The organism is Enterococcus camelliae (genome assembly GCF_042685105.1).
Classification (GTDB): Bacteria; Bacillota; Bacilli; order Lactobacillales; family Enterococcaceae; genus Enterococcus_G; species Enterococcus_G camelliae.
Window position 1 is genome coordinate 82,702 of record NZ_JBHUMO010000039.1, and the last position, 25,366, is coordinate 108,067.

The 25,366-nt window shown below is 39.0% G+C and carries 23 protein-coding genes, 1 tRNA gene, 1 pseudogene and 2 other annotated features; of the genes and pseudogenes, 23 read left to right on the forward strand and 2 right to left on the reverse strand.

Going from position 1 to position 25,366, the window contains the following annotated elements; all coding sequences use genetic code 11:
- Nucleotides 1–1,389: proline--tRNA ligase (proS, locus tag ACFSR0_RS06015; protein WP_379980879.1), on the reverse strand; the 1,389-nt coding region annotated here is incomplete at its 3' end.
- 62 nt (nt 1,390–1,451) lie between these two features.
- Nucleotides 1,452–1,664 (reverse strand) — a binding site (T-box leader).
- Nucleotides 1,665–1,780: 116 nt separating this feature from the next.
- On the opposite strand from proS, the gene ACFSR0_RS06020 reads away from it, so the two are divergent.
- From ACFSR0_RS06020 to rpmA, 14 genes and pseudogenes are all read left to right on the forward strand, one after another.
- On the forward strand, nt 1,781–2,473 hold the full coding sequence (locus tag ACFSR0_RS06020) for an O-methyltransferase (protein WP_379980881.1): 693 nt from the start codon (nt 1,781–1,783) through the stop codon (nt 2,471–2,473).
- A 61-nt stretch (nt 2,474–2,534) separates the two neighbouring features.
- A complete protein-coding gene (locus tag ACFSR0_RS06025; RefSeq protein ID WP_379980883.1) occupies nt 2,535–3,368 on the forward strand; it encodes an alpha/beta hydrolase in 834 nt (277 codons plus the stop codon).
- Nucleotides 3,369–3,438: 70 nt separating this feature from the next.
- A tRNA-Arg gene (locus tag ACFSR0_RS06030) sits at nt 3,439–3,512 on the forward strand.
- A 493-nt stretch (nt 3,513–4,005) separates the two neighbouring features.
- The gene (locus ACFSR0_RS06035; RefSeq protein WP_379980885.1) at nt 4,006–4,449 is read left to right on the forward strand and encodes a transposase; all 444 of its coding nucleotides are present in this window, start codon (nt 4,006–4,008) and stop codon (nt 4,447–4,449) included.
- A 25-nt stretch (nt 4,450–4,474) separates the two neighbouring features.
- Nucleotides 4,475–5,146, forward strand: a pseudogene (locus ACFSR0_RS06040) (transposase); the annotation flags it as partial.
- A complete protein-coding gene (locus ACFSR0_RS06045; protein WP_379980887.1) occupies nt 5,145–5,354 on the forward strand; it encodes a group II intron maturase-specific domain-containing protein in 210 nt (69 codons plus the stop codon). The pseudogene ACFSR0_RS06040 and the gene ACFSR0_RS06045, both read left to right, overlap by 2 nt.
- 297 nt (nt 5,355–5,651) lie before the next feature.
- On the forward strand, nt 5,652–6,638 hold the full coding sequence (locus tag ACFSR0_RS06050) for a zinc-dependent alcohol dehydrogenase family protein (RefSeq protein WP_379980889.1): 987 nt from the start codon (nt 5,652–5,654) through the stop codon (nt 6,636–6,638).
- Nucleotides 6,639–6,982: 344 nt separating this feature from the next.
- The gene (locus tag ACFSR0_RS06055) at nt 6,983–8,503 is read left to right on the forward strand and encodes a 2-isopropylmalate synthase (RefSeq protein WP_379980891.1); all 1,521 of its coding nucleotides are present in this window, start codon (nt 6,983–6,985) and stop codon (nt 8,501–8,503) included.
- Nucleotides 8,500–9,561: a 3-isopropylmalate dehydrogenase gene (leuB, locus tag ACFSR0_RS06060; protein WP_379980893.1), complete on the forward strand. Its 1,062-nt coding sequence runs from the start codon at nt 8,500–8,502 to the stop codon at nt 9,559–9,561. The genes ACFSR0_RS06055 and leuB overlap by 4 nt, the downstream gene beginning before the upstream one ends.
- Nucleotides 9,562–9,572: 11 nt before the next feature.
- A complete protein-coding gene (gene leuC, locus ACFSR0_RS06065; protein WP_379980895.1) occupies nt 9,573–10,952 on the forward strand; it encodes a 3-isopropylmalate dehydratase large subunit in 1,380 nt (459 codons plus the stop codon).
- Between the two features lies 1 nt (nt 10,953).
- On the forward strand, nt 10,954–11,541 hold the full coding sequence (gene leuD, locus ACFSR0_RS06070; RefSeq protein WP_379980897.1) for a 3-isopropylmalate dehydratase small subunit: 588 nt from the start codon (nt 10,954–10,956) through the stop codon (nt 11,539–11,541).
- Nucleotides 11,542–11,609: 68 nt separating this feature from the next.
- Nucleotides 11,610–11,681: a sequence feature (ribosomal protein L21 leader region), on the forward strand.
- Nucleotides 11,682–11,700: 19 nt separating this feature from the next.
- Nucleotides 11,701–12,009, forward strand: coding sequence for a 50S ribosomal protein L21 (gene rplU, locus ACFSR0_RS06075; protein WP_379980899.1), 309 nt, complete (start codon nt 11,701–11,703; stop codon nt 12,007–12,009).
- Between the two features lie 26 nt (nt 12,010–12,035).
- Nucleotides 12,036–12,380, forward strand: coding sequence for a ribosomal-processing cysteine protease Prp (locus tag ACFSR0_RS06080; RefSeq protein ID WP_379980901.1), 345 nt, complete (start codon nt 12,036–12,038; stop codon nt 12,378–12,380).
- A gap of 12 nt (nt 12,381–12,392) precedes the next feature.
- Nucleotides 12,393–12,686 (forward strand): 50S ribosomal protein L27, encoded by a 294-nt coding sequence (gene rpmA / locus ACFSR0_RS06085; RefSeq protein WP_379980903.1) that lies wholly within the window; start codon nt 12,393–12,395, stop codon nt 12,684–12,686.
- Nucleotides 12,687–12,812: 126 nt separating this feature from the next.
- On the opposite strand, the gene ACFSR0_RS06090 is transcribed toward rpmA, so the two are convergent.
- Nucleotides 12,813–13,019 (reverse strand): hypothetical protein, encoded by a 207-nt coding sequence (locus tag ACFSR0_RS06090; protein WP_379980905.1) that lies wholly within the window; start codon nt 13,017–13,019, stop codon nt 12,813–12,815.
- A 300-nt stretch (nt 13,020–13,319) separates the two neighbouring features.
- On the opposite strand from ACFSR0_RS06090, the gene glgB reads away from it, so the two are divergent.
- The 9 genes from glgB to ACFSR0_RS06135 all read left to right on the forward strand — a co-directional run bounded on the left by glgB (nt 13,320) and on the right by ACFSR0_RS06135 (nt 25,358).
- Entirely contained in the window at nt 13,320–15,215 is a 1,896-nt protein-coding gene (glgB, locus tag ACFSR0_RS06095; protein WP_379980907.1) for a 1,4-alpha-glucan branching protein GlgB, read from the forward strand.
- Between the two features lie 31 nt (nt 15,216–15,246).
- Nucleotides 15,247–16,389: a glucose-1-phosphate adenylyltransferase gene (locus ACFSR0_RS06100; RefSeq protein ID WP_379980909.1), complete on the forward strand. Its 1,143-nt coding sequence runs from the start codon at nt 15,247–15,249 to the stop codon at nt 16,387–16,389.
- Complete coding sequence (gene glgD / locus ACFSR0_RS06105) at nt 16,379–17,539, forward strand: glucose-1-phosphate adenylyltransferase subunit GlgD (protein ID WP_379980911.1); 1,161 nt, start codon at nt 16,379–16,381, stop codon at nt 17,537–17,539. The genes ACFSR0_RS06100 and glgD overlap by 11 nt, the downstream gene beginning before the upstream one ends.
- Nucleotides 17,536–18,984, forward strand: coding sequence for a glycogen synthase GlgA (glgA, locus tag ACFSR0_RS06110; RefSeq protein WP_379980913.1), 1,449 nt, complete (start codon nt 17,536–17,538; stop codon nt 18,982–18,984). The genes glgD and glgA overlap by 4 nt, the downstream gene beginning before the upstream one ends.
- Before the next feature lie 86 nt (nt 18,985–19,070).
- A complete protein-coding gene (locus ACFSR0_RS06115) occupies nt 19,071–21,509 on the forward strand; it encodes a glycogen/starch/alpha-glucan phosphorylase (RefSeq protein ID WP_379980915.1) in 2,439 nt (812 codons plus the stop codon).
- Nucleotides 21,490–23,346 carry a glycoside hydrolase family 13 protein gene (locus ACFSR0_RS06120; protein WP_379980917.1) on the forward strand — a complete coding sequence of 619 codons (1,857 nt, stop codon included), beginning with the start codon at nt 21,490–21,492 and terminating at the stop codon, nt 23,344–23,346. The genes ACFSR0_RS06115 and ACFSR0_RS06120 overlap by 20 nt, the downstream gene beginning before the upstream one ends.
- Nucleotides 23,339–24,190, forward strand: a complete 852-nt coding sequence (locus tag ACFSR0_RS06125; protein WP_379980919.1) for a M15 family metallopeptidase — start codon at nt 23,339–23,341, stop codon at nt 24,188–24,190. Before ACFSR0_RS06120 ends, ACFSR0_RS06125 begins: the two co-directional genes overlap by 8 nt.
- 143 nt (nt 24,191–24,333) lie before the next feature.
- On the forward strand, nt 24,334–24,891 hold the full coding sequence (locus tag ACFSR0_RS06130) for a GNAT family N-acetyltransferase (RefSeq protein WP_379980921.1): 558 nt from the start codon (nt 24,334–24,336) through the stop codon (nt 24,889–24,891).
- A gap of 14 nt (nt 24,892–24,905) precedes the next feature.
- Nucleotides 24,906–25,358, forward strand: coding sequence for a GNAT family N-acetyltransferase (locus tag ACFSR0_RS06135; RefSeq protein WP_379980923.1), 453 nt, complete (start codon nt 24,906–24,908; stop codon nt 25,356–25,358).
- Nucleotides 25,359–25,366: the final 8 nt, after the last annotated feature.

Consider the following 25,366-nt stretch of genomic DNA (forward strand, 5'->3'; position numbering starts at 1 on the left):
GATTAGATCTGTTTCCTTTTTCATTGGTGCTTGGAATGGGATATTGCGCGTTGTAAAACCAGTCTCTTCTTTAATCTTTGCTTCCGTTTCGGCGGAGCCATCCCAACCAATCAAAACGAATCCGGTTGGGCGTTGATTTTGTTTGCATGTTTCAATGTGATTTTTTAATTCATCTAACGTATTAATTGTAAAATGTTCATTTTCTTTGTTTCGCAGGCGAGCATTTTCCAATAGGCGTTTTGGCATAATCTGTAGTTGTTCTTGAACGAAAGCAAATAACTCCTCGAAAGGAACGGCCACTTTGCCATCAATATCGCGAATTTTTGCCATGACCTGTCCATTTTCCAAATCTCTTGGACCACACTCAATACGGATACATGCCCCTTTTAGTTCCCATTCATGGAATTTGAAACCAGGCGAATTTTCTGAGTCATCCAAGCGTACACGATAGCCAGCCTCGTTTAAAGACGTGTAAATGGCATCTAGTTTTTCAAGAATAGCTGGGTTCTTTTTCCATGGGCCAACGGGAAGCAATACAACCTGTGTAGGTGCTACAGTTGGCGGAAAGACTAAGCCATTCTCATCGCCATGAGTCATAATAAGTGAACCTAATAAACGAGTTGAGATACCCCAAGAGGTGGTATGCGCTAGGACATGTTGATTTTCTTTTGTTAGGTACGTAATATCAAATGCTTGTGCAAATTTGGTTCCCATATAATGAGAGGTACCGGCCTGAACTGCCTTGCCATCTTTCATCATTGCTTCAACAGAATAGGTATCCACAGCACCTGCGAAACGTTCAGATGGGGTTTTTTGACCTTTGTAGACGGGAATGGCTAAAAATTCTTCACACAGACGGGCGTATTCATCAAGAATGTTCATCGTGCGGCGACGTGCGTCTTCCTCATCAGCATGTGCCGTGTGACCCTCTTGCCAAAGAAATTCAGAGGTTCTCAAAAACGGCAAAGTTTTTTTCTCCCAACGAAAAACATTGGCCCATTGATTGATTTCATAAGGTAAGTCCCGATAGGAATGAATCCAATCGGAAAATGCAGAACCAATCATAGTTTCAGAGGTGGGTCTTAAGGCAAGTGGTTCTTCTAACTTTTCATTTCCAACTTCCGTTACCCAAGGTAATTCCGGTGCAAATCCTTCAATGTGATCGGCTTCTTTCATGAAAAAGCTTTTTGGAATCAACATTGGGAAATAAGCATTGCGAATATCTTGGCTTTTTAAAAATTTATTGAATTCTTCTTGAATATGTTCCCATAATTCAAAACCATCAGGACGGAAAATAATTGATCCGCGGACAGGTGAATAAGACATTAATTCCGCTTGTTGCACAGTTTGCAAATACCATTGTGTAAAATCATTTGTTTGTTCTGACATACAATCAGCTCCTTGTTTGTTGTACTAAATGAAGGCAAAAGAAAAAGCCTCTCATCCTCTTTCGAAAGGACGAAATGCTTTGGACATTCGCGGTACCACCTTTGTTGACTGCTTTTTAGCAATCCCACTTACCAGACGATAAGGAGTCTATTCCTATTGCTTTCACAATAAAACCATTGGTAGGTTCACAGGATGCACATGGTATCGAAGTTTCAGCCTAGCTTCGATTCTCTTTACGAAGGATTCCTGCTACTAGTCCAAATCCTGTCTTTAGACTACTCAATTGTCTGCCAAAAAGCAAGTCCTTTTCAAAAAAAGAATAGAAATTTGCAGTCTGATAGGAAAATTCGTATAATGGATTGATTCTATTTAAAGGAGAGACAAGCGAAAAATGAGAAACGAAATGATGCATCGACCGGTTGTGAAACCGGAGCTCGTTCACTACCTACGAACCCAACAAAAACCTTTAGATGGTGAGCTAGGACAAGTGGAACGCGAAGCGAATGAACAAGGTGTTCCCATTATTCCCCATGAAACAGTGGTATTTTTAAAATTTTTATTGGGTCAGATGAAACCTAAGCAAATTTTAGAAATTGGTGCAGCAATCGGTTTTTCTTCTAGTTTGATGGCGCAAACCATTACTGACGGACATGTGACTACGATTGACCGATACGATGTGATGATTGAGAAAGCCAAACAAACCTATAAACGTCTTCATTTAGAAGAGAAAGTGACTTTACTTGAAGGACAAGCTGCTGATATTTTGGCTGAATTGACTGGACCATACGATTTTATCTTTATGGATAGTGCCAAATCAAAATATATTACCTTTTTACCAGATTGCATACGATTATTAAAAAAAGGAGGTGTCCTAATGGTTGATGATATTTTTCAAGGGGGAACAGTTTTGGATCCAATCGAGGAGATTCCCAGAGGACGCCGAGCAATCCATCGGAAACTAAACCAATTTTTAGAAGTCATCAACCACCATCCAGATTTAACGACTTCACTTGTTCCATTGGGTGATGGGATTGCATTAATTACCAAAGAAGCTGATGACGTTCAAATTAACATAGAAGACTAATTTCAATTAATCTTTCTTTAAGGTTGACATGTTATCCTCCTTTTGAAAAGAGGGGAAAGCAATGAAAGGGATAACAGTTATAAAAGGATTGGTCCTACTCAGTATGTTGGGAGGGCTTCTAACTTTTTTCTCAAAAACGATAAACCATCAATCAAGTGATTCAACGAGTCAATATGCGACGAGCTTGGCTGCTACGCCATTAATTATGGTTCCAGGAACCGATGCCACGGTCAATCGATTTGATTCCCTCATCGATTCCTTGAAAAAAAAGATTACAGATATCGATGTGGTAAAAATAGAAGTAAAAACAGATGGAACATTAAAAGTAGAGGGGACAATGAGCGCAAAAACGAACCACCCGATTTTTGTGATTGGTTTTGAAGACAGTAGTGATCAGACGTTAGCCAAACAAAGTGGCTGGTTCCAACAAGCATTACAATACATTCAGACGCGTTATCAAATAAAAACATATAATTACCTTGGTCATTCAAATGGTGGTCTTGTGATAACGGAGTATTTAGAAAATCAGACAACGACAAATGATCCAACCCTTGGGAAATTGATGACATTAGGGACACCGTTTAATGATGTATCCTTTGACTATAATGAAAAAGAGGATACGTTTGATCAACCGAAAGTAGTGAGTGAGCAATTCGCTAGCTATTTGAAAAAAAATAATCAAATTCCTGAGGGGATCCAAATGATCAATGTCGTAGGAAAGGTTGCGGGCACCTATTCCGATGGGGTAGTCCCAATAACAAGTGTTCTAGCTGGTAAATTGCTCTATAACAATCTAGCCAGCTACCAGGAACTTATCATAACAGAGGATAGCCAACATAGTGCATTGGTTCAAAATGAGAAAGTTCAAAAAACAATTGAATCTTTCTTTTGGTAGGAATAATAAATAACAAAAATTCATTGACTTTCAAGAACGAATTCCCTATAATATTGTTTGTTGCTGAATTGTCATAGTAGCTCAGCCGGATAGAGCATCCGCCTTCTAAGCGGACGGTCGGGGGTTCGAATCCCTCCTGTGACGTAAAAGGTCGCTTATTTTTTCCTAATGAAAAAGCTTTTAGATAAGCATTTCATTAGGATTTTTTTTGTATTTTTTGTTATGTGGTAGACGAACTGTACTTCGAACTGGTAAAAGTATCCCACACGTTTTGTCTCATAATAGCATTAGTTTATTATTTTGCAAGAGGTGGTATTTACAGCATTTAGTGGTGCAACTTTTAACTGTTGTGCATGCTTATTTGAATCTTTTTAGAAAGGCATAATGACATTTGTTTGGTTCGACCTTTCTTTAGAAGGCGGATGCTCTATCCAGCTGCACTGATTGGGTTACGTTGAGAATTTTAAAAGTAGAGTAATCCTTGAATAATTCACAGTATTTAACAGTAACCCTTGTAAACCCTTCTGCTTGAACAGTTTTTGCAAATTATTTTTTCATCCTTTGGGTGTAAAAAGGGCACTCCTTATGGTATTGTTAAGTCGACCAAAACGTCACAATACAAGCAAGGAGTGCCCATATGTCGATTTTACAACACAAACAACTAACTTTCAATAAAAATAATACACTTGCCAACGATGGTGGGAAAATTTCTTCAGATAGTGGTCTTATTCTGATAAAAGAGTTTATGAACCGGATTGGGTTTTCAAGCATACTTGAAGAGCAAGTAAAACTAACTGACAACCGAAAAAACCCAGATCATACGTATAACGATATAATAGAGCAGCTACTTTTACAGCATATCGCTGGCTACTCAAAAGATGTCGCAGCGAATCGATTACGACTAGACCCGATCTTCAAAACTATCTTTTCCAACAAAAACACTCTGGCATCACAACCAACGATTAGTCGCTTTTTCCAAGCAATCACAAAAGAAACTATCCCTCAGTTTATGCAGGTGGCCCAGTTGTATTTTGCAAGGCTTTTATACATAAAAGGGGATGCGGACATAATTCTGGACTAAAAATTAGTTCAGGAGGTACTCCCTTATGTTTTCTCACAAGAAACGCGAAAAAGCAATTCAGTTATTTTTAAAGCATGACTGTTCCTATGTTGCCACCATTCAAAAATTAGGTTATCCATCAATCAGTGCATTACGTAGTTGATACAAAGAGTATCTGATATCTAGAAGACTCCATTCTGAGTAGCAGAAAAAGTCAAAGTATTCTGAAGAACAAAAACGAATAGCTGTAAATCATTATTTTGAATATGGGCAATGTTATTCTCGTACTGTTCGTATGCTTGGTTATCCAAACAGGGAATCGTTACGGCAATGGTGTGAAGAATTAGCATCTGGGGCTAGAAAAATTCGAAAAAGTGCAGTAAAGTTAGAAAAAAATCAAAAAAATGATGTGTTGAAAAAATTTTATGAACCACAAATCAATAGAAAACATTTAGCTGAAACGGAAGATATAAGCAGAACTACTCTATATCAATGGAAAGACACGTATCTTGGAAATGACTTCCCACTGCGCATGCCACAAGAAAAACAATTACACCAAAAAGATCTGCTTGTAAAAGAAGTAGAGGAGCTTCAGAAGCAAGTGCACCAATTACAGCTCGAAAAAGCGTTACTTGAAGGAGCGGCTGAACTGTTAAAAAAAGAGAAATCCATCAATCTACTTTGCCTATCAAACCAAGAAAGGACAGTACTGATTGATGGCTGAAATTAAATTTAAACTGAAGAAACTAACGAAAAGGAACTGGGAAATCACTACAAAAGTGAGGATAGAGAAAATTAATCAACTCGTAAGAGATTGGGGGAATTACTATAAGATAAGTAAGGTGAAGAATTTTCTTTTATCCATGGATGCGAGAGTCAGAAGAATACTAAGAATGTGTATTTGGAAACAATGGAAAACGCCATAAATGAGAAGGAAGAACTTAATGAAGCTAGGGATGAACCGCTATGAAGCGTATAAAAATAGCTATTCTAGCTAAGAAATTGCAAGAATAGCTCACTCGTGGATCTTAACAACCACGATAACCAATGAACGCTTAGAACGTTTTGGTTTACTCTTTTTAAGTTAAACAGTATCAAAAAGTACACGTGATGTAAAATTGAACCGCCGTATACGGAATCGTACGTACGGTGGTGTGAGAGGACGAATAATCAATTAATGATTATTCTCCTACGCGATTAATCATTGGTTTTAGGAGAAGTAAATGGAAAATGTATCATTACAATATAAGAAATTTGGAAAACCAAGTGACGTGGTTCAGTTAGTGCAATCAGAACTTCGTCTTTTAAAAATGAATGAAATAAAAATAGCTATGAATCGTGTTTCAGTTAATCCCTCTGATTTAATTCCAATAACAGGCGCATATGCACATCGCACGCCATTGCCAGCTATTGTAGGATATGAAGGATTTGGAGTCGTTTTGGAAACAAGTTCTAAGAGCTTGGACTGGCTAGTTGGAAAACGGGTATTACCTCTCGGGGGAGAAACATGGCAAAAATTCTTGATTACCCAACGAGAACAAATAATCGTACTTCCTTCAGAATTATCCGATAATCAAGCTTGTCAAATATACATAAACCCATTGACTGCATGGGTACTATGTCGACAATTTATGAATTTAAAAAAAGAGACGGTCTTGTTAGTAAATGCTGCAAATTCTGCAGTTGGCAAACTTCTTTTGCAATTTGCTAACCTTAGTGGGGCAAAGTTTTTGGGTGTTGTACGTAATGAACAGGCTAGGAAACAGCTATATGAACTGGGGGCCACCCATGTGATTAATAGTAGCCAGGAAAATGTATTTGAACGGGTAGCGGACTTAACGAATGGTGAAGGTGTGGATTACGCGATTGATTCAATTGGGGGTTATCAAGGTACCATTTTAGCTACTTGTGTAAAAACTGCTGGAAGTTTCTATTTGCTTGGTTTATTATCCGGACAACAGATTGATTGGTCCTGTGTCGCAAAATTACCTATTCAAACCAAAATTTTTCATCTGCGTCATTGGCTTGAACAAGCAACATTATCTCAAAAGGAACAAGCGTTTCAGAAACTTTTTTCAATGGTAACTAAGAGGCAATTGATACTAGCGTCCTTTGATAAAGTTTCTCCCTACACGGATTTCTACAAGGTGTTAAAAAATATAGAAATGAAGGGGGTACAAGGAAAACAATGTATGCTATTTACAACATAAAGGGAGATTATAGAAAAGCAAGTAATAAAAGCAGTTATTCTTTTGATTCTGCCAAAGAAACATCCTGTTTTTAACGAAATATTCAGAAAATTATAAAAAAACATTTGACAATAGGAAAAAAAGGGCGTATCCTGCTAACAACAACTTGTTTGAAAAAGGTGAAAATGATGAGAACAAAGATGAGAAAAACCGTTAAGTTTAGTGATACATTTTTATTATTATTATAGATCAGGACTCTTTCTTTTAGCTACATTATAAGAGTCCTATTCGCATTGCATAAAGGAAATCAACCTTTGTGGAGTGCTTTTTTTATACTATTTTTTCTAACAAAGGGAGCGATGAAAATGAGAAAAATTCAATTTTTCGATACAACATTGAGAGACGGTGAACAGACACCCGGTGTAAACTTCAACACGAAAGAAAAAGTGCAGCTAGCTTTACAATTAGAAAAATGGGGAATTGATACCATTGAGGCAGGATTTCCCGTAGCATCACCAGGAGATTTTGAAGCGGTACGTGCAATTGGTCAGGCATTAAAAAAAGCTACCGTGGCTGGATTAGCAAGATGTCAAAAAGCTGATATTGACAGTGTCTATGATGCCATCGGTGACTGTGCGCATCCGCAAATCCATGTTTTTCTTGCGACTAGTGAGATTCATATGCGCGATAAACTAAAAATGACAGCAGAGGAAGTCTTGTCTTCTATTCATGAATATGTAACCTATGCGCGATCTCTATTTGACATCGTCCAGTTTTCTCCGGAAGATGCTTCACGAACGGACAAAGAGTTTCTTTTAAAAGCTGTTCAAACAGCAGTAAATGCAGGTGCGACAATCATCAATATTCCAGATACTGTTGGCTATGCTAACCCGACAGAATATGGCGCAATGTTTGCGTATTTAATTGAAAATGTTCATGCCGACCGTCCCATTACTTACTCTTCTCATTGCCATGATGACCTAGGGATGGCTTCGGCAAATGCATTGGCCGCCATTGAAAATGGTGCGAATCGCGTAGAAGGAACCGTCAATGGCATTGGCGAACGAGCTGGGAACACAGCACTAGAAGAGATTGCAGTAGCGTTGCACATCCGTAAAGATTTTTACCAATGTGAAACCAATATTGTATTAAATGAAACGAAGCGAACCAGCGATTTGGTTTCTCGTTTGTCAGGTATTGATGTCCCAAGAAATAAAGCTGTAATTGGTGGAAACGCGTATGCTCATGAATCGGGAATTCATCAAGATGGGGTGTTAAAAAATCCTGAAACTTATGAAATTATTACACCGCAATTAGTTGGGGTGGCAACCAATTCATTGCCATTAGGGAAACTTTCGGGTCGCCATGCGTTTCAAGAAAAGTTAAGAGAACTTGGTTATGATATTGATGGCGAAGAGTTGAAGGGGTTATTTAAACGATTTAAAGCATTGGCAGACAAGAAAAAACAAGTGACGGATGAGGATCTTTTGGCTTTATTAGCGGATGAGGTGCGCCAACAACCGGTTGATTGCCAATTAACTGCGCTTCAAGTTCAATACGTATCAGATGGGTATCAATGTGCAGTCGTAGCGATTGAAGAAAATGGCAAACAAATGAGTGCTTCTTCTGTAGGATCAGGTAGCATCCAAGCCATTTATAATGCAATTGACCAAGTTTTTGAGCAAGAACCTTATTTGATAAATTATGAAATTAAAGCCTTGACCGCTGGAGAAGATGCACAAGCCCAAGTTCATGTGACAGTTGAATGCCCGGAAACGCATTACTTAGTTAGTGGTATAGGCGTCGACTTTGATGTTTTGCAAGCATCTGCAAAAGCCTATGTTCATGCAAGTAGTCTACTAAAAAATAGGAGTGTATCTCAATGATAAAACGGATTGTTACGCTAGCCGGAGATGGCATAGGACCAGAAATTATGGACAGTGCATTGGCTGTTTTACAAGCAGCTTCACAGGAAACCGATTTTGACTATACAAATGACAAGCAGCTATTTGGTGGCTCGGCAATTGATCAGACCGGCTACGCACTACCCAAGGATACGTTAGAAGCTTGTCAATCGGCAGATGCCATTCTTCTAGCAGCGATTGGTGGTCCACGTTGGATGAATGCGCAACAAACACCTGAAAAGGGACTGCTAGCATTACGGAAAGCTCTGCAATTATATGCCAATATTCGCCCAATCAAAGTTGCTGACAGCTTGGTTCATTTATCTCCGCTAAAAGCAGAAATTGTAACTGGTACTGATTTCGTTGTTGTTCGAGAGTTGACAAGTGGCATTTATTTTGGGGAACCACGGGAAAAAAGAACCACAGAAGCCTTTGATACCAACCGCTATACAGTAACAGAAATTGAACGACTTATTCGACAAGCCTTCACGATTGCTCGCGGCCGCAAAAAACATGTAACCTCCGTTGATAAAGCCAACGTATTGGCAACAAGCCAACTTTGGCGCGAAGTTGCTGAACGGGTAGCTAAGGACTATCCCGATTGTACACTGGAACATCAGTACGTGGATTCAGCGGCGATGAAATTAGTTACGAATCCAACCTCCTTTGACGTGATTGTAACAGAAAATCTTTTTGGGGATATTTTAAGCGATGAGGGTTCCGTATTGCCAGGTACACTGGGAGTATTGCCAAGTGCGAGTCATAGTGTGAATGGGTCATCTTTGTATGAACCGATCCACGGATCAGCACCCGATATTGCTGGTCAAAACAGAGCCAATCCCGTGTCGATGATTCTCTCCGTAGCAATGATGTTACGACAATCTTTCCAAGAAGTGGCATTAGCGAATCAAATCGAAACAGCTTGTTACGCAACAATGGCGAAAGGCATTTTGACGCCCGATTTAGGTGGAACGGCTACTACTACAAGTATGACAGAGGCAATTATTGATGAACTAAATAAAGTACCAACTATCGTATAGAGGTGAAAACAATGGGGAAAACATTATTTGATAAAGTATGGGAACGTCATGTAATAACAGGTGAGGAAGGACAAGCACAGTTATTGTATGTTGATCTACAGTTAATACATGAGGTGACATCACCACAAGCCTTTGAAGGTTTACGGCAAGCCAATCGCCAAGTGCGTCGTCCAGATAAAACGTTTGGAACGATGGATCACAATGTACCAACTAAGGATATTTTTACAATTACTGACTTGGTATCCAAAAAGCAAATGGATACACTGAGAAAAAACTGCGAAGAATTTGGGATTACGTTGTGCGACAATGGTTCTTTGCGACAAGGAATTGTCCATATGGTTGGTCCGGAGGTAGGATTAACACAACCCGGTAAAATCATTGTCTGTGGGGATTCTCATACCGCAACACATGGTGCGTTCGGTGCGATTGCCTTTGGAATTGGGACCAGTGAAGTGGAGCATGTCTTAGCGACACAAACGATTTGGCAAAAAAAACCCAAACGAATGGGGATCCATGTCACTGGTGTCTTGCAGCCTGGGGTTTATGCGAAAGATATTATTCTGGCTTTAATTGCACGGCATGGGGTTGATTTTGGTGTCGGCTATGCTGCCGAATTTTATGGTGATACCATTCGTAATCTGACGATGGAAGAACGAATGACCATCTGCAACATGTCAATCGAAGGTGGCGCGAAGATGGGAATGATGGCGCCAGATGAAAAAACATTTGCGTTCATTCGAGGCAAAGAGTACGCTCCGCAAGACTTTGAAGCAGCCGTCGCTGATTGGTCGACATTGTATACGGATGAGGATGCGGTGTTTGATCGCGTATTAGAATTAGACGCATCTACACTAGAACCATATATTACCTGGGGGACCAATCCTGAGATGGGGGTAGCGATCCATGAAAACTTTCCACCAATTCGTGATCATAATGATGAACTGGCTTATGAATATATGGATTTAAAACCAGGACAAAATGCAGCAGATATTCCGATTGAATACGTGTTTATTGGCTCGTGTACAAATGGCCGCTTATCGGATTTACAAGAAGCAGCCAAGATTGTACAGGGCAAGAAGATCAAAGAAGGGGTTACAGGAATTGTTGTTCCTGGATCAAGACCGGTTCGGCATGCAGCAGAGGCTTTAGGGATTGATCAAATTTTTATAGCAGCTGGCTTTGAATGGAGGGAACCAGGCTGTTCAATGTGCTTAGGGATGAATCCGGATAAGGTCCCCGAGTTTGTTCATTGTGCTTCGACATCAAATCGGAACTTCGTTGGTCGACAAGGGAAAAATTCTCGGACGCATCTATGTAGTCCGGCTATGGCAGCAGCGGCTGCTATTAATGGAAGATTTGTCGATGTTCGCAGTTTAGTAGGGGGAAAGTGAAATGGAATCTTTTAAAAAATATGAAGGACGCATTGTGCCTTTTATGAATGACAATATTGATACCGATCAGATTATTCCCAAAAATTACTTGAAACGAATTGAAAAGACTGGCTTTGGAGAATTTTTATTTGATGATTGGCGTTATCTTCGTAATCGTCAACCTAACCCCGATTTTGTCTTAAATGAACCGCAATATGAAGCGGCATCAATTTTAATCTCAGGAGATAATTTTGGTTCGGGCTCGTCACGTGAACACGCTGCTTGGGCTTTGTTGGATTATGGCTTTCGGGCAGTCATCGCTGGTAGCTTCAGTGACATATTCTATATGAATGCAACCAAAAATGGCTTGTTGCCGATTGTTTTAGCAAAGGACGTACGTGATCGAATTGCATCCATTCCCGCTGACCAAACAATCACGATTGATCTTCCTCATCAAGTCGTTCGTGTTGATGAGGACGCATATCCATTTGAAATCGATTCGACTTGGAAGTATAAGTTAGTTAATGGGTTGGATGAAATTTCGATTACCCTTCAAGAAGAAACAGCGATTGCAAACTATGAAAAGACCATTGCGAGCTATTGGCAATAAAAATAAGAGGATTTTTATTGACGTTGAGTGAAAATTTTGCTAGGATAGTATTGTTGTAATTGTGGACTCCACAGCTACAACCGCACAGAACAAGTTTATAAGCACGCAAGTCACTTGGGATGGCGAGTCTAAGTCTAAATGAAGGAGGTGCTGTATAGCATGTACGCAATTATTAAAACGGGTGGCAAACAAGTCAAAGTTGAAGTTGGTCAAGCAATCTATGTTGAAAAATTAGATGTGGAAGCTGGACAAAAAGTGACATTTGACGAAGTGATTCTAGTAGGTGGCGAAGCAACAAAAGTTGGCGCTCCAACAATCGCAGGTGCAACTGTTGAGGGAACTGTAGAAAAACACGGCAAACAAAAGAAAGTCGTTACTTTCAAATACAAACCTAAAAAACATTCTCACCGTAAACAAGGTCATCGTCAACCATATACAAAAGTAGTGATTGAAGCAATTAACGCTTAAACACTAGAAAAGTAGGATGAATCGAAATGATTAAAGCAGTGTTTCAACGAGATGCAGCGGGAAGTATTTTTTCTTTTGAATTGTCTGGTCATGCAGATGCAGGCGAGTATGGTTCAGATGTTGTCTGTGCTGCAGTTTCAGCGTTAGCGATTAGTGCAACCAATGGCATCGATGCCTTGGCAGGTGCAACCCCTTCTGTACAAACAGATGAAAGTGATGGGGGCTATTTAGCAGTTGAATTACCCATGTATATGACACAAGAACAAAACAACATTTCGCAAATTTTACTTGAAAATTTATTGCTTGGATTACAAGCGATTCAAATGGAACATACGGAGAATATAACTATTCAGACACTCATTAAAAATTAGGAGGTGCATTCCATGTTGTTGAATATGAATTTACAATTATTCGCCCATAAAAAAGGGGGCGGTTCTACTTCTAACGGCCGTGACTCACAATCAAAAAGATTAGGTGCGAAACGCGCTGATGGTCAAACTGTTACGGGTGGATCTATTCTTTATCGTCAACGCGGAACCAAAATTTACCCTGGAGTAAACGTTGGTATTGGTGGCGACGATACATTATTTGCAAAAGTTGATGGTGTGGTACGTTTCGAACGTAAAGGCCGCGACAAAAAGCAAGTTTCAGTTTATCCAGTAGCTGCAGAAGCATAATCATAAAAGCATGAACGATTGTTTCATTGACAATTGTTCATGCTTTTTTTTTGCATTTTGGAATTAGAAAAAGGGGATATTTAATTGTCAGTTGGGCTAAACGGATTCGCTATCGCTGCCTCGTAGTTAATTCGTCAAGTGCGTGCCAATGAGTAGCCCGATAATTAAACCGAAAACAGAACAGAGAACAATAAGAATGGGTACTGAAAAAAAGAGACCAATCACCGCGCCAATAACCAATCCTGCAATTGCAGAAATAAACAGAGGAATGAGCGTTGATGATGCTTGTTTCTTTTTTCTTGAAGAATTTCGGCGTCTTTTTTGTTTGGTCATGGAAAAGCTCCTTTGAATATCACTTGCTTTTAGTTTAGTAAATTTCATTATGAAAATCAATCGAAGGGTTTGACCAGTGTTTTGAAGCCTTGAACAACGATTGTAAGTTACACGTTTTCTTTCTTACATATTCATGTCAAATAATTATCATTTTATAAATATTAACGAATAAAATAATTAAATAAAAATAACAATTTAATGAGTTTTTAATTTAAAATACATAGAATTATTTCGGAAAAATATGTTATGATACAGGTAAAGATAGGTCGAAATTTCACACCAAAGAAGGGGTGAGGAGAGATGAAAGAAACACAAGCAATCAATGCAAAAAAGACATTTGTTACCGGCGAAAATTTTTATGCTCAGCATCTTTTAGGAGCACATCGTCTGAGTGATTCTAGTTATATTTTTAGAGTTTGGGCTCCTAACGCAAGCCAAATCTGGCTAGTGGGCTCTTTTAATGATTGGTCAGAATCATTACCTATGAAAAAGGATGAAGCAACAGGGATATGGGAGGTTAGTACATCACTTACGCATGAGGGGGACTTGTACAAGTTTAAGTTGGAACAACCAAATGGAGAAATTGTTTTTAAAATGGATCCTTTTGCTGTTCGATTCGAACCACGACCCGGAACGGCGGCAATTGTCTATACGATTCCTGACAAGCGATGGAAAGATGGTCTGTACCGTGGCCGGACAAAGCGAAGCAATTATTTTAAGCGACCAATAAATATTTACGAGGTGCATGCAGGTTCCTGGCGATTTCATTGGGATGGCACACCCTTCACATTTAAAGATTTGTCAAAAGAGTTAGTTCCATATGTCAAGACAATGGGCTATACGCATATTGAATTGATGCCAGTTATGGAACATCCGCTTGATCAGTCATGGGGGTACCAATTAACTGGCTATTTTGCACTTTGTGAAAGCTATGGGACACCAGAAGAATTTCAAGAATTTGTCGAAACTTGTCATCTAGCGAACATTGGCGTCATTATTGATTGGGTACCTGGACATTTTTGTGTAAATAGTGATGCAATTGCCTATTATGATGGAACGGCTACGTTCGAGTATTCAGATGAGCAACGGGCAAAAAATATTCGTTGGGGTGCATTGAATTTTGATCTGAGTAAACCACAAGTGCAAAGCTTTTTAATTTCAAATGCATTGTTTTGGTTAGAATTTTATCATGTAGATGGTATTCGAGTGGATGCTGTTTCAAGTATGATTTACTTGGACTATGATGAAAAGCAGTGGCAGCCCAATCATCTGGGTACCAATCAAAATTTAGACGGTGTCTATTTCTTACAAAAATTAAATGCGGTCATTAAATTGGCCCATCCAGCTGCTTTGATGATTGCAGAAGAGAGCTCGTCTGAAACAAAAGTGACTGGTCGAATAGAAGACCATGCGCTAGGCTTTGATTTTAAATGGGATTTGGGTTGGATGAATGATACGCTGACCTTTTTTGAAATGGATCCTATGTATCGTGGAGAGCATCTTCGACTGTTAACATTTTCATTTATGTATATGGAGAATGAACAGTACCTATTGCCATTGTCTCACGATGAGGTTGTTCACGGGAAAAAGAGCTTGATGCATAAAATGTGGGGGGATCGTTACAAACAATTTGCCCAATTACGTAGTTTACTCACGTATCTCATGGCTCATCCAGGGAAAAAATTACTCTTTATGGGTAGTGAATGGGGACAGTTCCTGGAATGGAAATATAATGAGGGACTAGAGTGGAAAGACTTATCAGATCCGTTAAATTCAGCCATGCAAACTTTTACGAAAACAATCAATGAACTGTATCATTCTCAAGCAGCCTTATGGGAATTAGAAGATTCGCCTCAGCAAGGGATTGAATTTATTGATGCGGATAATCGCGAACAAGTGGTACTTAGTTTTATAAGAAAAAGCAAAAGGAAAAAAGATTTTTTACTTTTCGTATTTAACTTTTCTGCCATTGAGTATCAAAAATTTCAAATTGCAGTTCCTTATGAGGGCGTTTACGAGGAATATTTCAATACTGAGCGGTTGGAATTTGGAGGCACGTGGACAGAAAAACAACCGGATATGGTTGCAAAAAAAGTGGCAAATCAAAAGGGGAAACAAACAATTGAACTGGTGGTACCAGCCTTAGGGGCAGTGATCATCAAACCAAAATCAATTGTTTTAAATAGAAAAGGATGAGGGGAGGGAAGATGGCATTGCCATCAAAAGTATGAAAACAGAAATGCTCGCAATGATTTTAGCAGGAGGAAAAGGTAGTCGACTGGGAAAACTAACCCAAACGATTGCCAAACCCGCGGTACCATTTGGTGGAAGATATCGAATTATCGATTTTACGTTAAGTAATTGTGTAAATTCTGGTATCAGAAACGTAGGTGTTGTGACACAATACCAACCTTTGGCATTAAATGATCACATCGGAAATGGATCTAGTTGGGGACTAGATGGGATCAATTCGGGAGTCACAATCTTGCAACCTTATTCTAGCAATGAGGGGAGTAAATGGTTTGAAGGAACAGCCCATGCAATCTATCAAAATATGGATTACATCGATCAAATGGATCCTGAATATGTCTTGATTTTATCGGGTGATCACATATATAAAATGGATTATGAAAAAATGCTGGCTGCTCATAAAAAAAATCATGCCTCACTAACAGTCGCTGTGATTGAAGTTCCAATGGATGAAGCTTCCCGTTTCGGAATTATGAATACCGATGAACATGATCGCATTGTGGAATTCGAAGAAAAGCCGGCCAATCCTAAAAATAATTTGGCATCTATGGGAATTTATATTTTTACCCTATCTCGATTACGAGAAGTTCTTCTGAATAGCTACAATAAAGATGATCAAATGCTTGATTTTGGCCAACACGTGATTCCAGCGTATATCGAAAGCGGTGAGAATGTCTTTGCGTATCGCTTTAAAGGGTATTGGAAAGACGTGGGAACAATTGAATCATTATGGCAAGCTAGTATGGAATTTATTCAATTGGATAATGAATTAGATATGCGCGATAGCACTTGGCGAATCTATTCAAAGAACCCGATTTCACCACCAAACTTTTTAACGGAACAAGCTTCTGTAACAGATTCATTAGTTGTCGATGGGTGCTATGTCGCAGGGAAAGTCGAGCATAGCTTATTATCAAATGATGTGAAAATCAAGGAAGGTGCAGAAATAACTGATAGTGTCATTATGGCGGGTGCCACCATTGGGAAAAATGCAAAATTGAACCGAGCAATCGTAGGCGAGAATGCTATTATTGGGGATAATGCAGAGCTGGATGGAACAGACGAAATCGTCGTAGTTGGGTATGCAGAAGGGATTGGGGTGTTGATTGATGAAAGCTAACAGAGTTTCAGCCATAATGGGAAATGAATATGATGGTGAAGGATTGGGTGTGTTAACTGAACATCGACCACTAGCGACGCTTCATTTTGATTGTAAATATCGACTAATGGATTTCAATTTATCCAATTTGGTTAATGCCAATATCCAATCTATTTACATGTTGTTTAGCGAGTCAAAAATGCAATCCATTTTTGATCACTTAGGAGGAGGAAGAGAATGGCATTTAAACAGTATTCTAAGTCATTACTTCTTTGCTTTTCACGAAGATATTATTAGGAAAAAAGAAGCCGGTGAGCCCTATTTTGCAGCAATGATTGATTTCTTAAAAAAATCAAAATCAACTTACACGGTTTATGTAGGAAATAAAATGCTGTGTAGTCTGGATTTTCGCTCCATTCTCAAAGTTCATGAAGCACAGCGGGTAGATTGTACCATGGTTTTTAAACGCGTCCCTCTTTCTCTCGTCCATGAAGAAGACCATGTGCTTTCATTTGGCGAAGAAGGGGCATTTATGGGTCAACAACGCTACTCCGAAATGATAGGAGAACAAGAATTAGTTAATTTAGGCATGAATAGCTTTATTTTGAATACGCAATGGTTGATTGATTTATTGGAAAAAGCTCAAGCAAATCAACTTACGACTAGTTTAGAAGCGTTACTTTGGGAAACAGCGAATACGCAAGAAGGCTCATTTGCTACCTATGAATATACGGGGTACCTTAGCAATATTCATAATACAAAAAGCTATTATGACGCAAATATGGACATGTTGGATCCTAAGAAATTCAATTCACTGCTTTATTCTAGTCAACATATCATTACAAAAGCCAAAAACGAAGTGCCAACTTATTTTTCAAAAGAATCGGATGTTCATTCAAGTCAATTTGCGACCGGTAGCACAATTAAAGGGACTGTTCACCAAAGCCTCATTTCTAGACGATCGATTGTTGAAAATGATGCAATTATTGAAGGATCCATTATTATGGCGAATGGCTATGTCGGTAAAGGGGCTGAGGTTCGTTTTGCCATACTAGATAAAAATGTATCGGTGGAGGAAGGCGTGCGGATTATTGGCACACCAGAAGAACTAGTAGTTGTCAAAAAAGGAACAACGGTGAAAGAAGATCAATTAGTAGGTGGTGTGAAATGAGATTACTGTTTACTGCAGCTGAATGTGCCCCTTTCTTTAAAACAGGTGGCTTAGGGGATGTTGCCGGTGCCTTACCAAAGTACATCCAAAAGGCAGGTCATGAAGTTGTTGTTTTCTTACCTTATGTAGGTAGTATGCCAGAGCAATATAAAGAGCAACTAACCGATTTGTTCTCTTTTACCGTTCTTGTAGGTTGGAGAAAACAATATTGTGGAATCAAAACGGCTTTATTCGAAGGTGTTCGTTACTACTTTATTGACAATGAATACTATTTTAATCGGCCAGCAATTTATGGTTATTACGATGATGGTGAGCGTTTTGCATTTTTCCAACAAGCAGTTATTGAAGCAATGGAAAAAATTGATTACGTGCCGGATATCATCCATGTCAATGATTATCATACGTCATTTATTCCATTCTTATTAAAGAAAAAGTATCATTGGATTCAAGCGTACCAGTCAATCAAAACGTTACTAACCATTCATAACATTGAATTTCAAGGGAATTATCAGGAAGAGGTATTAAGTGATTTATTTGGAATCGGCAACGAAGACTTTGTGAATGGCCAAATCGAACAAGAAGGTCAAGTCAATTGGCTAAAAGCTGGGATTGTCTATGCCGATTGGGTGAATACTGTTTCTCCAAGTTATGCCAATGAAATTCAGACAAAAGAATTTGGTAAAGGTTTGGACGGGATTCTCCGCCAAGAAAGTGGGAAAGTGAGTGGTATTCTAAATGGAATTGATTACGAATCTCATAATCCGGCAACCGATCGCCATTTGTTCGCACCTTTTGATGCAACGAATTTAACAGGAAAAATTGATAATAAAATTCAACTGCAAAAATATTTAGGATTGCCTATCTCTGCGGAGATACCACTCATCGGGATGGTTAGCCGGTTAACCTATCAAAAGGGCTTTCATTTAGTTCTGGAAAGATTAGAAGAAGTGTTGCAACAACAAGTTCAAGTAGTCGTATTAGGTACTGGAGATCCTCTTTTTGAGGAGGGATTTCGTTATTTTGAAGGTCGTTACCCAGACAAAGTTCGTGCTTGTATTACATTTGATGTTGATTTGGCACAGAAAATCTACGGGGGATCGGATATCTTTTTGATGCCTTCTGCGTTTGAGCCTTGTGGTCTATCACAAATGATGGCAATGCGCTATGGAACATTACCGGTTATCCACGAAATTGGTGGCTTAAAAGACACCATATGGCCTTTTAATCCGGTGACTCATGAAGGTGACGGCTTTGGTTTTGCAACCTTTGATTCATATTACATGAAGGAAAGTCTAAATTTGGCTATTCATATTTTCCAAGCTGTCCCAAAAGTTTGGCAACTGATGGTTGAACGAGCGATGACGAAAGATTTTAGTTGGGAATCGGCATCGAAGCATTATTTGGATTTATATGAAAAATTAGTAAATGGCGTTTCATTTTCGTAAATCGAATGGAGAAAAGCTGGCCCAGGGAGAATCCATTGTGACCAGCTTTCTCGTATTTTTTAATTTAAAGAATGGGTGTGACTGGAATGAACAAAAAAGTTTTCAAGAAGAAATTTTTAGATTTACTTACAGAAAAATTTGCTATCTCGGTGGAAGATGCATCGCTCTTTGAAATATATACAACACTTGGTACGCTCGTTCGTTCTAGCTATGCAAAAGATTGGCGTCGCACCTGGAATACATATGATCAGTGTCAGCAAAAACAGCTCTATTATTTTTCCATTGAATTTTTGCCAGGCCGTATGATGAAAAGTAATTTATTAAATATGGGATGGCTTGATACCGTACAAGAAGCATTAGCCGATCTGGGAATCAATTTAGATGATGTATTGGCACAAGAACCAGATATGGCTTTAGGAAATGGTGGTTTGGGAAGATTGGCATCTTGTTTTATGGATTCAATTGCTTCTGAAGGCTTACCAGGCAATGGCAATGGGATTCGTTACAAGTATGGTCTGTTTAAGCAAAAGTTTATTGATGGCTACCAAGTAGAATTACCGAATGAATGGCTAGCAAGAGGAAATCTATGGGAAGTGCGCCGTGAAAGCAAAGCAGTCGATGTTTGCTTTAATGGACACGTTTATCTAAAAAAACAAGCGGATGGCTCACTTGAACCAATTCATGAAAATCCGACAATTGTGCGGGCAGTTCCGTATGATACTGGCATGGTAGGATTTCGTAATGGCACAGTGAATACTTTACGACTTTGGGATGCTGAAATTCCCCTTTCTGAAGAAAGCTATTATCGGAGCATTGAACAAAGACGCGCAATTCAAGATTTAACTTCTGTTTTGTATCCAGATGATTCAAATGAAGAAGGGCGTCGATTGCGTTTGATGCAAGAGTACTTTTTCGTATCAGCTGGTGTCCAAAGTATTTTGAGGCATTTTAAGGCAAAACAAAAGGATTTTCATAATCTAGATGAGTTTGTCGCCATTCATATCAATGATACCCATCCGGCATTGTGCGTTGCTGAATTCATGCGTTTACTGCTTGATGAGGAAAAAATGAGTTGGGAACGAGCTTGGAATGTGACCGTCAAAGTGATGAGCTATACCAACCATACGATTATGGCGGAAGCGCTAGAAAAGTGGCCTGTTGATATGTTGCAATCAGTACAACCGCGTATTTACCAGATTATCGAAGAAATTGATCGACGCTTTATCGAAGAAATGACAGGTGTAGTGGACTGGGAAGTCATTCAACGAACAAGGATTATTTCCGACAATCTGGTTCATATGGCTCATTTGGCAATTATTGGAAGTCATAGCACGAATGGTGTGGCGAAACTGCACTCTGATTTACTGAAAAATGTCGTTCTTCATGATTTTTATCGGCTTTACCCGGATCGATTTAATAATAAAACGAATGGGATTGCTGAACGTCGATGGTTGCAATTAGCAAATCCAGCGCTCTCACAAGTCCTTGATCAGACCATTGGAGACAGCTGGCGGTATGATGCCAATGATTTGCATCTTTTAATGAACTTTCGTGAGGATGAAGCCGTTCTTAAGCAATTACAAGTAGCGAAGCAAGCCAATAAACATCGTTTAACAGAATTTGTTTTAAAAGAAACGGGGTTAAAAATCAACGAAACAGCTATTTTTGACGTTCAAATCAAACGATTGCATGCCTACAAACGACAACTACTCAATCTATTGCATATTTTAACGCTATATTTTGAAATCAAAGAGGAAGGCAAGACGGATATTCAACCACGTGTCTTTATTTTTGGAGCCAAAGCCGCGCCAAGTTATCATTATGCAAAATCAATTATCAAAGTATTGAATGAAGTGGCCACAATGATTCGTCATGATCCAGCTGTTTCTGACAAACTAAGCATTGTTTTTTTAGAAGACTATAGTGTCAGCTTAGCAGAAGTCATCATTCCAGCTGCCGATGTTAGCGAACAAATCTCCCTTGCATCAAAAGAAGCATCCGGGACAAGTAATATGAAGCTAATGTTAAACGGTGCCGTAACGATTGCTACTTTAGATGGAGCGAATATCGAGATACGCGATGCAGTAGGCGAAGAAAATATTGTTATTTTTGGATTGACTGAATCTCAAGTATACGATTATTATGAACAAGCCAATTATCATTCGTATACGTACTATGAGTCCTCTCCTAAATTAAAGCGAGTAGTTGATTCATTTATTGATGGTACCATTCCAAATATCTACCAAGAAGGTGTAGAAATTTTTGATTCTCTTTTGAAATATAATGACGAATTCTTTGTCTTAAGAGATTACGAGGCATATATCCAAGCACAAAGACAAATAGCAGCGGATTATCAGCAGCAAGATAAATGGTTACGTATGAGTCTTGTAAATATTGCGAATGCGGGCCGTTTTTCAGCGGATGATACCGTGATGAAATATGCTGAAGATATTTGGCAAATTGAAAAAACCAACCCTAAGAGAAGGCAAGCGGAGGATAAAAAATATGTCCCATATACGCTTTAATCCTTGGGTCGAGTACTACAAACTGCCTTTTGGGGCAGCCGCGGTCGATCAAGAGATTGTGCTTAGAATATACGTTGCTACGAGTGCTCAATCACCCCAAGTTTACTGTCTATACCGTAAAGAAGGGGAAGATACCCAAGAGTTATCGATGCAACAAATCGGAACGCATTGGTATGAGTGCCGAATGGTTTTACCTGAGAAAGGTCTTTATTTTTACTCTTTTGTGATTATTGCAAATGATGAACAATCGCTGGAAACCATTTATTATGGCAAGGGAGCAGATTCAAGTGGAATTGGGCAAGCAACCTATGATGGCAATCAGGTGAGGGAATTTCAATTGACTTGTTTCAAAGAAGAGCCAATTGTTCCTTGGTACGTTGAAGGAGTCGCTTATCAAATTTTTCCGGATCGATTTGCCAATCACCTCGCCAATCATCAATTGTTAGTTGAAAGAAGAAATACGTTTCATTATGGCAATTATTTGGACCGGCCAATGTATGTTAAAAACCAAGCTGGGGATGTCGTTCGCTGGGACTTTTTCGGAGGAACACTAAAAGGTATTGAGGAAAAAATTCCGTATTTACTGGATTTAGGGGTCACCATTCTTTATTTGAATCCCATTTTTTCAGCGGACAGCAATCACCGCTATGATACGAATGATTATTTTGAGATTGATGACTTGCTTGGCACCAAGGAGGATTTTCTGTCTCTTGTCAACGCACTTCACCAAGCGGGAATTCGTTTAATCCTTGACGGCGTTTTTAGTCATGTCGGTAAGAATAGTAAGTATTTTAATCAAGATGGTCGGTATGGTGATGATGTAGGAGCTAGTCGCTCTCAAGCAAGCGAATATTTTTCTTGGTTTACGTTTACCGATTATCCTTCTGATTATCAATCTTGGTGGGGAATCAAAGATTTACCTGAAGTGAACAAAGAGTCCTCGACATTTCAAACGTTGATCTATGCAGGAGAAACAAACGTAATTGATTACTGGACGTCTCTCGGGGTAGATGGCTGGCGTCTTGATGTTGCAGATGAGCTGCCTGACTCATTTATCGAAGGGATTCGAACAACATTAGCCTCCCATAAGGAACGTGTGGTAATTGGCGAAGTTTGGGAGGATGCATCAAATAAAATTTCTTACGGTAAACGCAGAGAATATGTTTTTGGGGATAATTTGCAGGGTGTGATGAACTATCCATTTCGTGATGCTATTTTGGATTTATTGTTGCATCGATCCTCCGTGGAGCAGGTTTGTCAAACGTTAACGGAAATTATCGAAAACTATCCATTACAATTTTTGCTACAATCCTTATCGAATATCGGAACACATGATACGAAACGAATTTACACAGAGCTTTATGAAAATGAACGGAAATTTCTGTTAGCTTTAACTATGCTCTTTGTTTTTCCAGGTGTTCCGTGTCTGTATTATGGAGATGAAAGGCAAATGAAGGGGGAAGATGATCCGGATAACCGAGCTTTTTTCCCATGGCAGACAATGGATCAGCGAATCTTTCGCTTTTGTAGACGCTTGATTAAGTATCGTAAAACTCATCAATTTTTACAAAAAGGGGATACGAACTTTTTCTATCAAGGAGAGTTGTTTGGGTGTTTACGTATTTTTGAAAATGAGTGGACGATTCTTCTTGTCAATCCATCCGAGAGAGAGCAATCTGTTGATACTCATAGCATCCATTGGTTAAGAAGCATACCAGTTTCTCATCAATTTATTGAGCGCATTTCAAAACAACTGCCGAATAAACTATTGGGAACGGATTTCTGGATAGCAACATTTGAGGAAGAACGAAAAATAGGTGGTCAATTAAGTGAGTAAAGAACAGCAAAGAACTAGGAAAAATCAAAAAAAGAGAAAGAGAACCATTTTGATTGGCTTTCTTTTCATTATCTGCGTTACTGGAGTAGGGTTTTTCGTAAAAGAAAAACAGAAATCTGAGAATCATGGACTGCAAACAACTAGTTCAAAAACAGTTGCAGCCTCGAAGAAAACAACGCAAACAGAAGAAAAAAAGGAAACGAAGAGAACGGCATCTGAAACTTTTTTAAAGCAAGTTGATCTTCAATCTTGGCAATTACAGTTAGTAGGACCAGATCATAAAATTTCAGCGCCAATTGATGAAGCAACTACGTTAGAAAATGTAGGCTCGTTTCAAATGAATAAAGCTATTGTGACCTCATTTGAAGAATTAGAAGCGGCTGCTCAAGCGGCAGGGTATCCTCTGGTAATTGTCTCTGCCTATCGTTCGGTCGCTTATCAAGAACAAGTATTAAATGCAGCTATTCAACAAAAAATGGCCAATGGTATGACGTATGATGAAGCATTAGCGGATGCCAAAAAAACAATGACTGAGCCGGGCTATAGTGAGCACCATACGGGGCTAGCAATTGATGTTGTTGATCAGTATTGGTACAACAACTATACACCAGAGTTATTGCATTCCAATTTTGGCCAAACAGAAGGCGGTAAATGGCTAGCTGCCAATGTGGCAAATTATGGCTTTATTATCCGTTACCCAGAAGGAAAAGAGGCCCTTACAAAGATTGAATATGAACCTTGGCATATACGATATGTTGGCAAAGAAAATGCTATCTATATGACGAAGCATCAACTCACTTTGGAAGAATTTCTTGAAAAAGCCAAAAAAGAACAACAAAAATAAAAATAGCACACTTGGCTAGTAGGTAATTCCCAAATTCAGAAGTAGCTTGATTGGGAAAATCACTTACTAGCTTTTTTAATTGGATATCCATCCTTTTCTATCTAAGTAGCTGTTTGGTATACTAGGTAAAGAGGTGAAACAGTATGAAGCAAATCATTGAGACAGAACGCTTAATCTTACGTAATTTCCATTTATCAGACGCGCAAGCGATGTTTGATCATTGGGCGAGTGATGATGAAGCGACAAAGTTTTTAACTTGGCAACCGCACCAGTCCGTTGATACAGTAATAGAACACTTGGAAGCGATACTAAATCAAGACCAAGCGAACGGCTATTTTCACTGGGCGATTGTCGAAAAATCTTCAAATCAACTCATTGGGAGAATTGATATTATTGATTGCAATGAAGCAATAAAAATGAAGGAAATTGGGTACGTTCTTGGCAAAAAGTGGTGGCACATGGGGTATATGTCGGAGGCGTTGAACGCAGTAATTGCTTTCTTATTTACAAAAACGGATACCAATCGCATTGAAGCTACTCATGATGAGGAAAATCGTTTTTCAGGTGCAGTCATGAGCAAAGCGGGAATGCTTTTTGAAGGTGTTCATCAAGATAGGAGTCGCAACAATCGTGGGATTGTCAATCAGGTGATGTATGGGATTACGAAAAAACAATACCTTCTCCGTGATATCATTGGTTGAGGAAAGGATAAAAAATGAGGAGAATAGAAGAGGTTAGGGACCTGACGGAGGAAATGGTCGACTTGCTGTTATTGGCTGATCCAGATTGTGTGCATCTAACCACCTATCACAATGCAGTTTATTTTACTGTAACGGATGACAAGCAAATAATTGGGATTGTCGCTATTGGAAATCCCTCAGAGGACTCCTTTGAAATTTTAAATCTTGCGATTAAAGAATCACATGAAAATCAAGGATACGGGTCATTTTTGCTTGCTTTCGCTGAGCAATATGCGAAGCAAAATGCAAAGCAAATACTTTGGATTAAAACCAGTACGACCAGTTTCAAGCAACTGTATTTGTATCAAAAAATGGGGTTTCGCTGTGTCCAAATTGTACCAAATTATTTTTCTATTCACTACAGCACCCCTCTTTTTGAAAATAAATTAAGAGTACAAGATCAAATTATTCTAAAAAAAATTGTATAATAAAAAAT

Bases quoted from the DNA above. Each gene is read 5' to 3' on its own strand.
- glgD (WP_379980911.1), top strand. From the start codon at position 16,379: ATGAAAGCTAACAGAGTTTCAGCCATAATGGGAAATGAATATGATGGT.
- leuC (WP_379980895.1), top strand. From the start codon at position 9,573: ATGGGGAAAACATTATTTGATAAAGTATGGGAACGTCATGTAATAACA.
- rpmA (WP_379980903.1), top strand. From the start codon at position 12,393: ATGTTGTTGAATATGAATTTACAATTATTCGCCCATAAAAAAGGGGGC.
- ACFSR0_RS06100 (WP_379980909.1), top strand. From the start codon at position 15,247: ATGAAAACAGAAATGCTCGCAATGATTTTAGCAGGAGGAAAAGGTAGT.
- ACFSR0_RS06120 (WP_379980917.1), top strand. From the start codon at position 21,490: ATGTCCCATATACGCTTTAATCCTTGGGTCGAGTACTACAAACTGCCT.
- ACFSR0_RS06135 (WP_379980923.1), top strand. From the start codon at position 24,906: ATGAGGAGAATAGAAGAGGTTAGGGACCTGACGGAGGAAATGGTCGAC.
- ACFSR0_RS06115 (WP_379980915.1), top strand. From the start codon at position 19,071: ATGAACAAAAAAGTTTTCAAGAAGAAATTTTTAGATTTACTTACAGAA.
- leuB (WP_379980893.1), top strand. From the start codon at position 8,500: ATGATAAAACGGATTGTTACGCTAGCCGGAGATGGCATAGGACCAGAA.
- glgB (WP_379980907.1), top strand. From the start codon at position 13,320: ATGAAAGAAACACAAGCAATCAATGCAAAAAAGACATTTGTTACCGGC.
- ACFSR0_RS06045 (WP_379980887.1), top strand. From the start codon at position 5,145: ATGGCTGAAATTAAATTTAAACTGAAGAAACTAACGAAAAGGAACTGG.
- ACFSR0_RS06055 (WP_379980891.1), top strand. From the start codon at position 6,983: ATGAGAAAAATTCAATTTTTCGATACAACATTGAGAGACGGTGAACAG.
- ACFSR0_RS06035 (WP_379980885.1), top strand. From the start codon at position 4,006: ATGTCGATTTTACAACACAAACAACTAACTTTCAATAAAAATAATACA.
- rplU (WP_379980899.1), top strand. From the start codon at position 11,701: ATGTACGCAATTATTAAAACGGGTGGCAAACAAGTCAAAGTTGAAGTT.
- ACFSR0_RS06080 (WP_379980901.1), top strand. From the start codon at position 12,036: ATGATTAAAGCAGTGTTTCAACGAGATGCAGCGGGAAGTATTTTTTCT.
- ACFSR0_RS06020 (WP_379980881.1), top strand. From the start codon at position 1,781: ATGAGAAACGAAATGATGCATCGACCGGTTGTGAAACCGGAGCTCGTT.
- glgA (WP_379980913.1), top strand. From the start codon at position 17,536: ATGAGATTACTGTTTACTGCAGCTGAATGTGCCCCTTTCTTTAAAACA.
- ACFSR0_RS06130 (WP_379980921.1), top strand. From the start codon at position 24,334: ATGAAGCAAATCATTGAGACAGAACGCTTAATCTTACGTAATTTCCAT.
- ACFSR0_RS06090 (WP_379980905.1), bottom strand. From the start codon at position 13,019: ATGACCAAACAAAAAAGACGCCGAAATTCTTCAAGAAAAAAGAAACAA.
- ACFSR0_RS06025 (WP_379980883.1), top strand. From the start codon at position 2,535: ATGAAAGGGATAACAGTTATAAAAGGATTGGTCCTACTCAGTATGTTG.
- ACFSR0_RS06050 (WP_379980889.1), top strand. From the start codon at position 5,652: ATGGAAAATGTATCATTACAATATAAGAAATTTGGAAAACCAAGTGAC.
- leuD (WP_379980897.1), top strand. From the start codon at position 10,954: ATGGAATCTTTTAAAAAATATGAAGGACGCATTGTGCCTTTTATGAAT.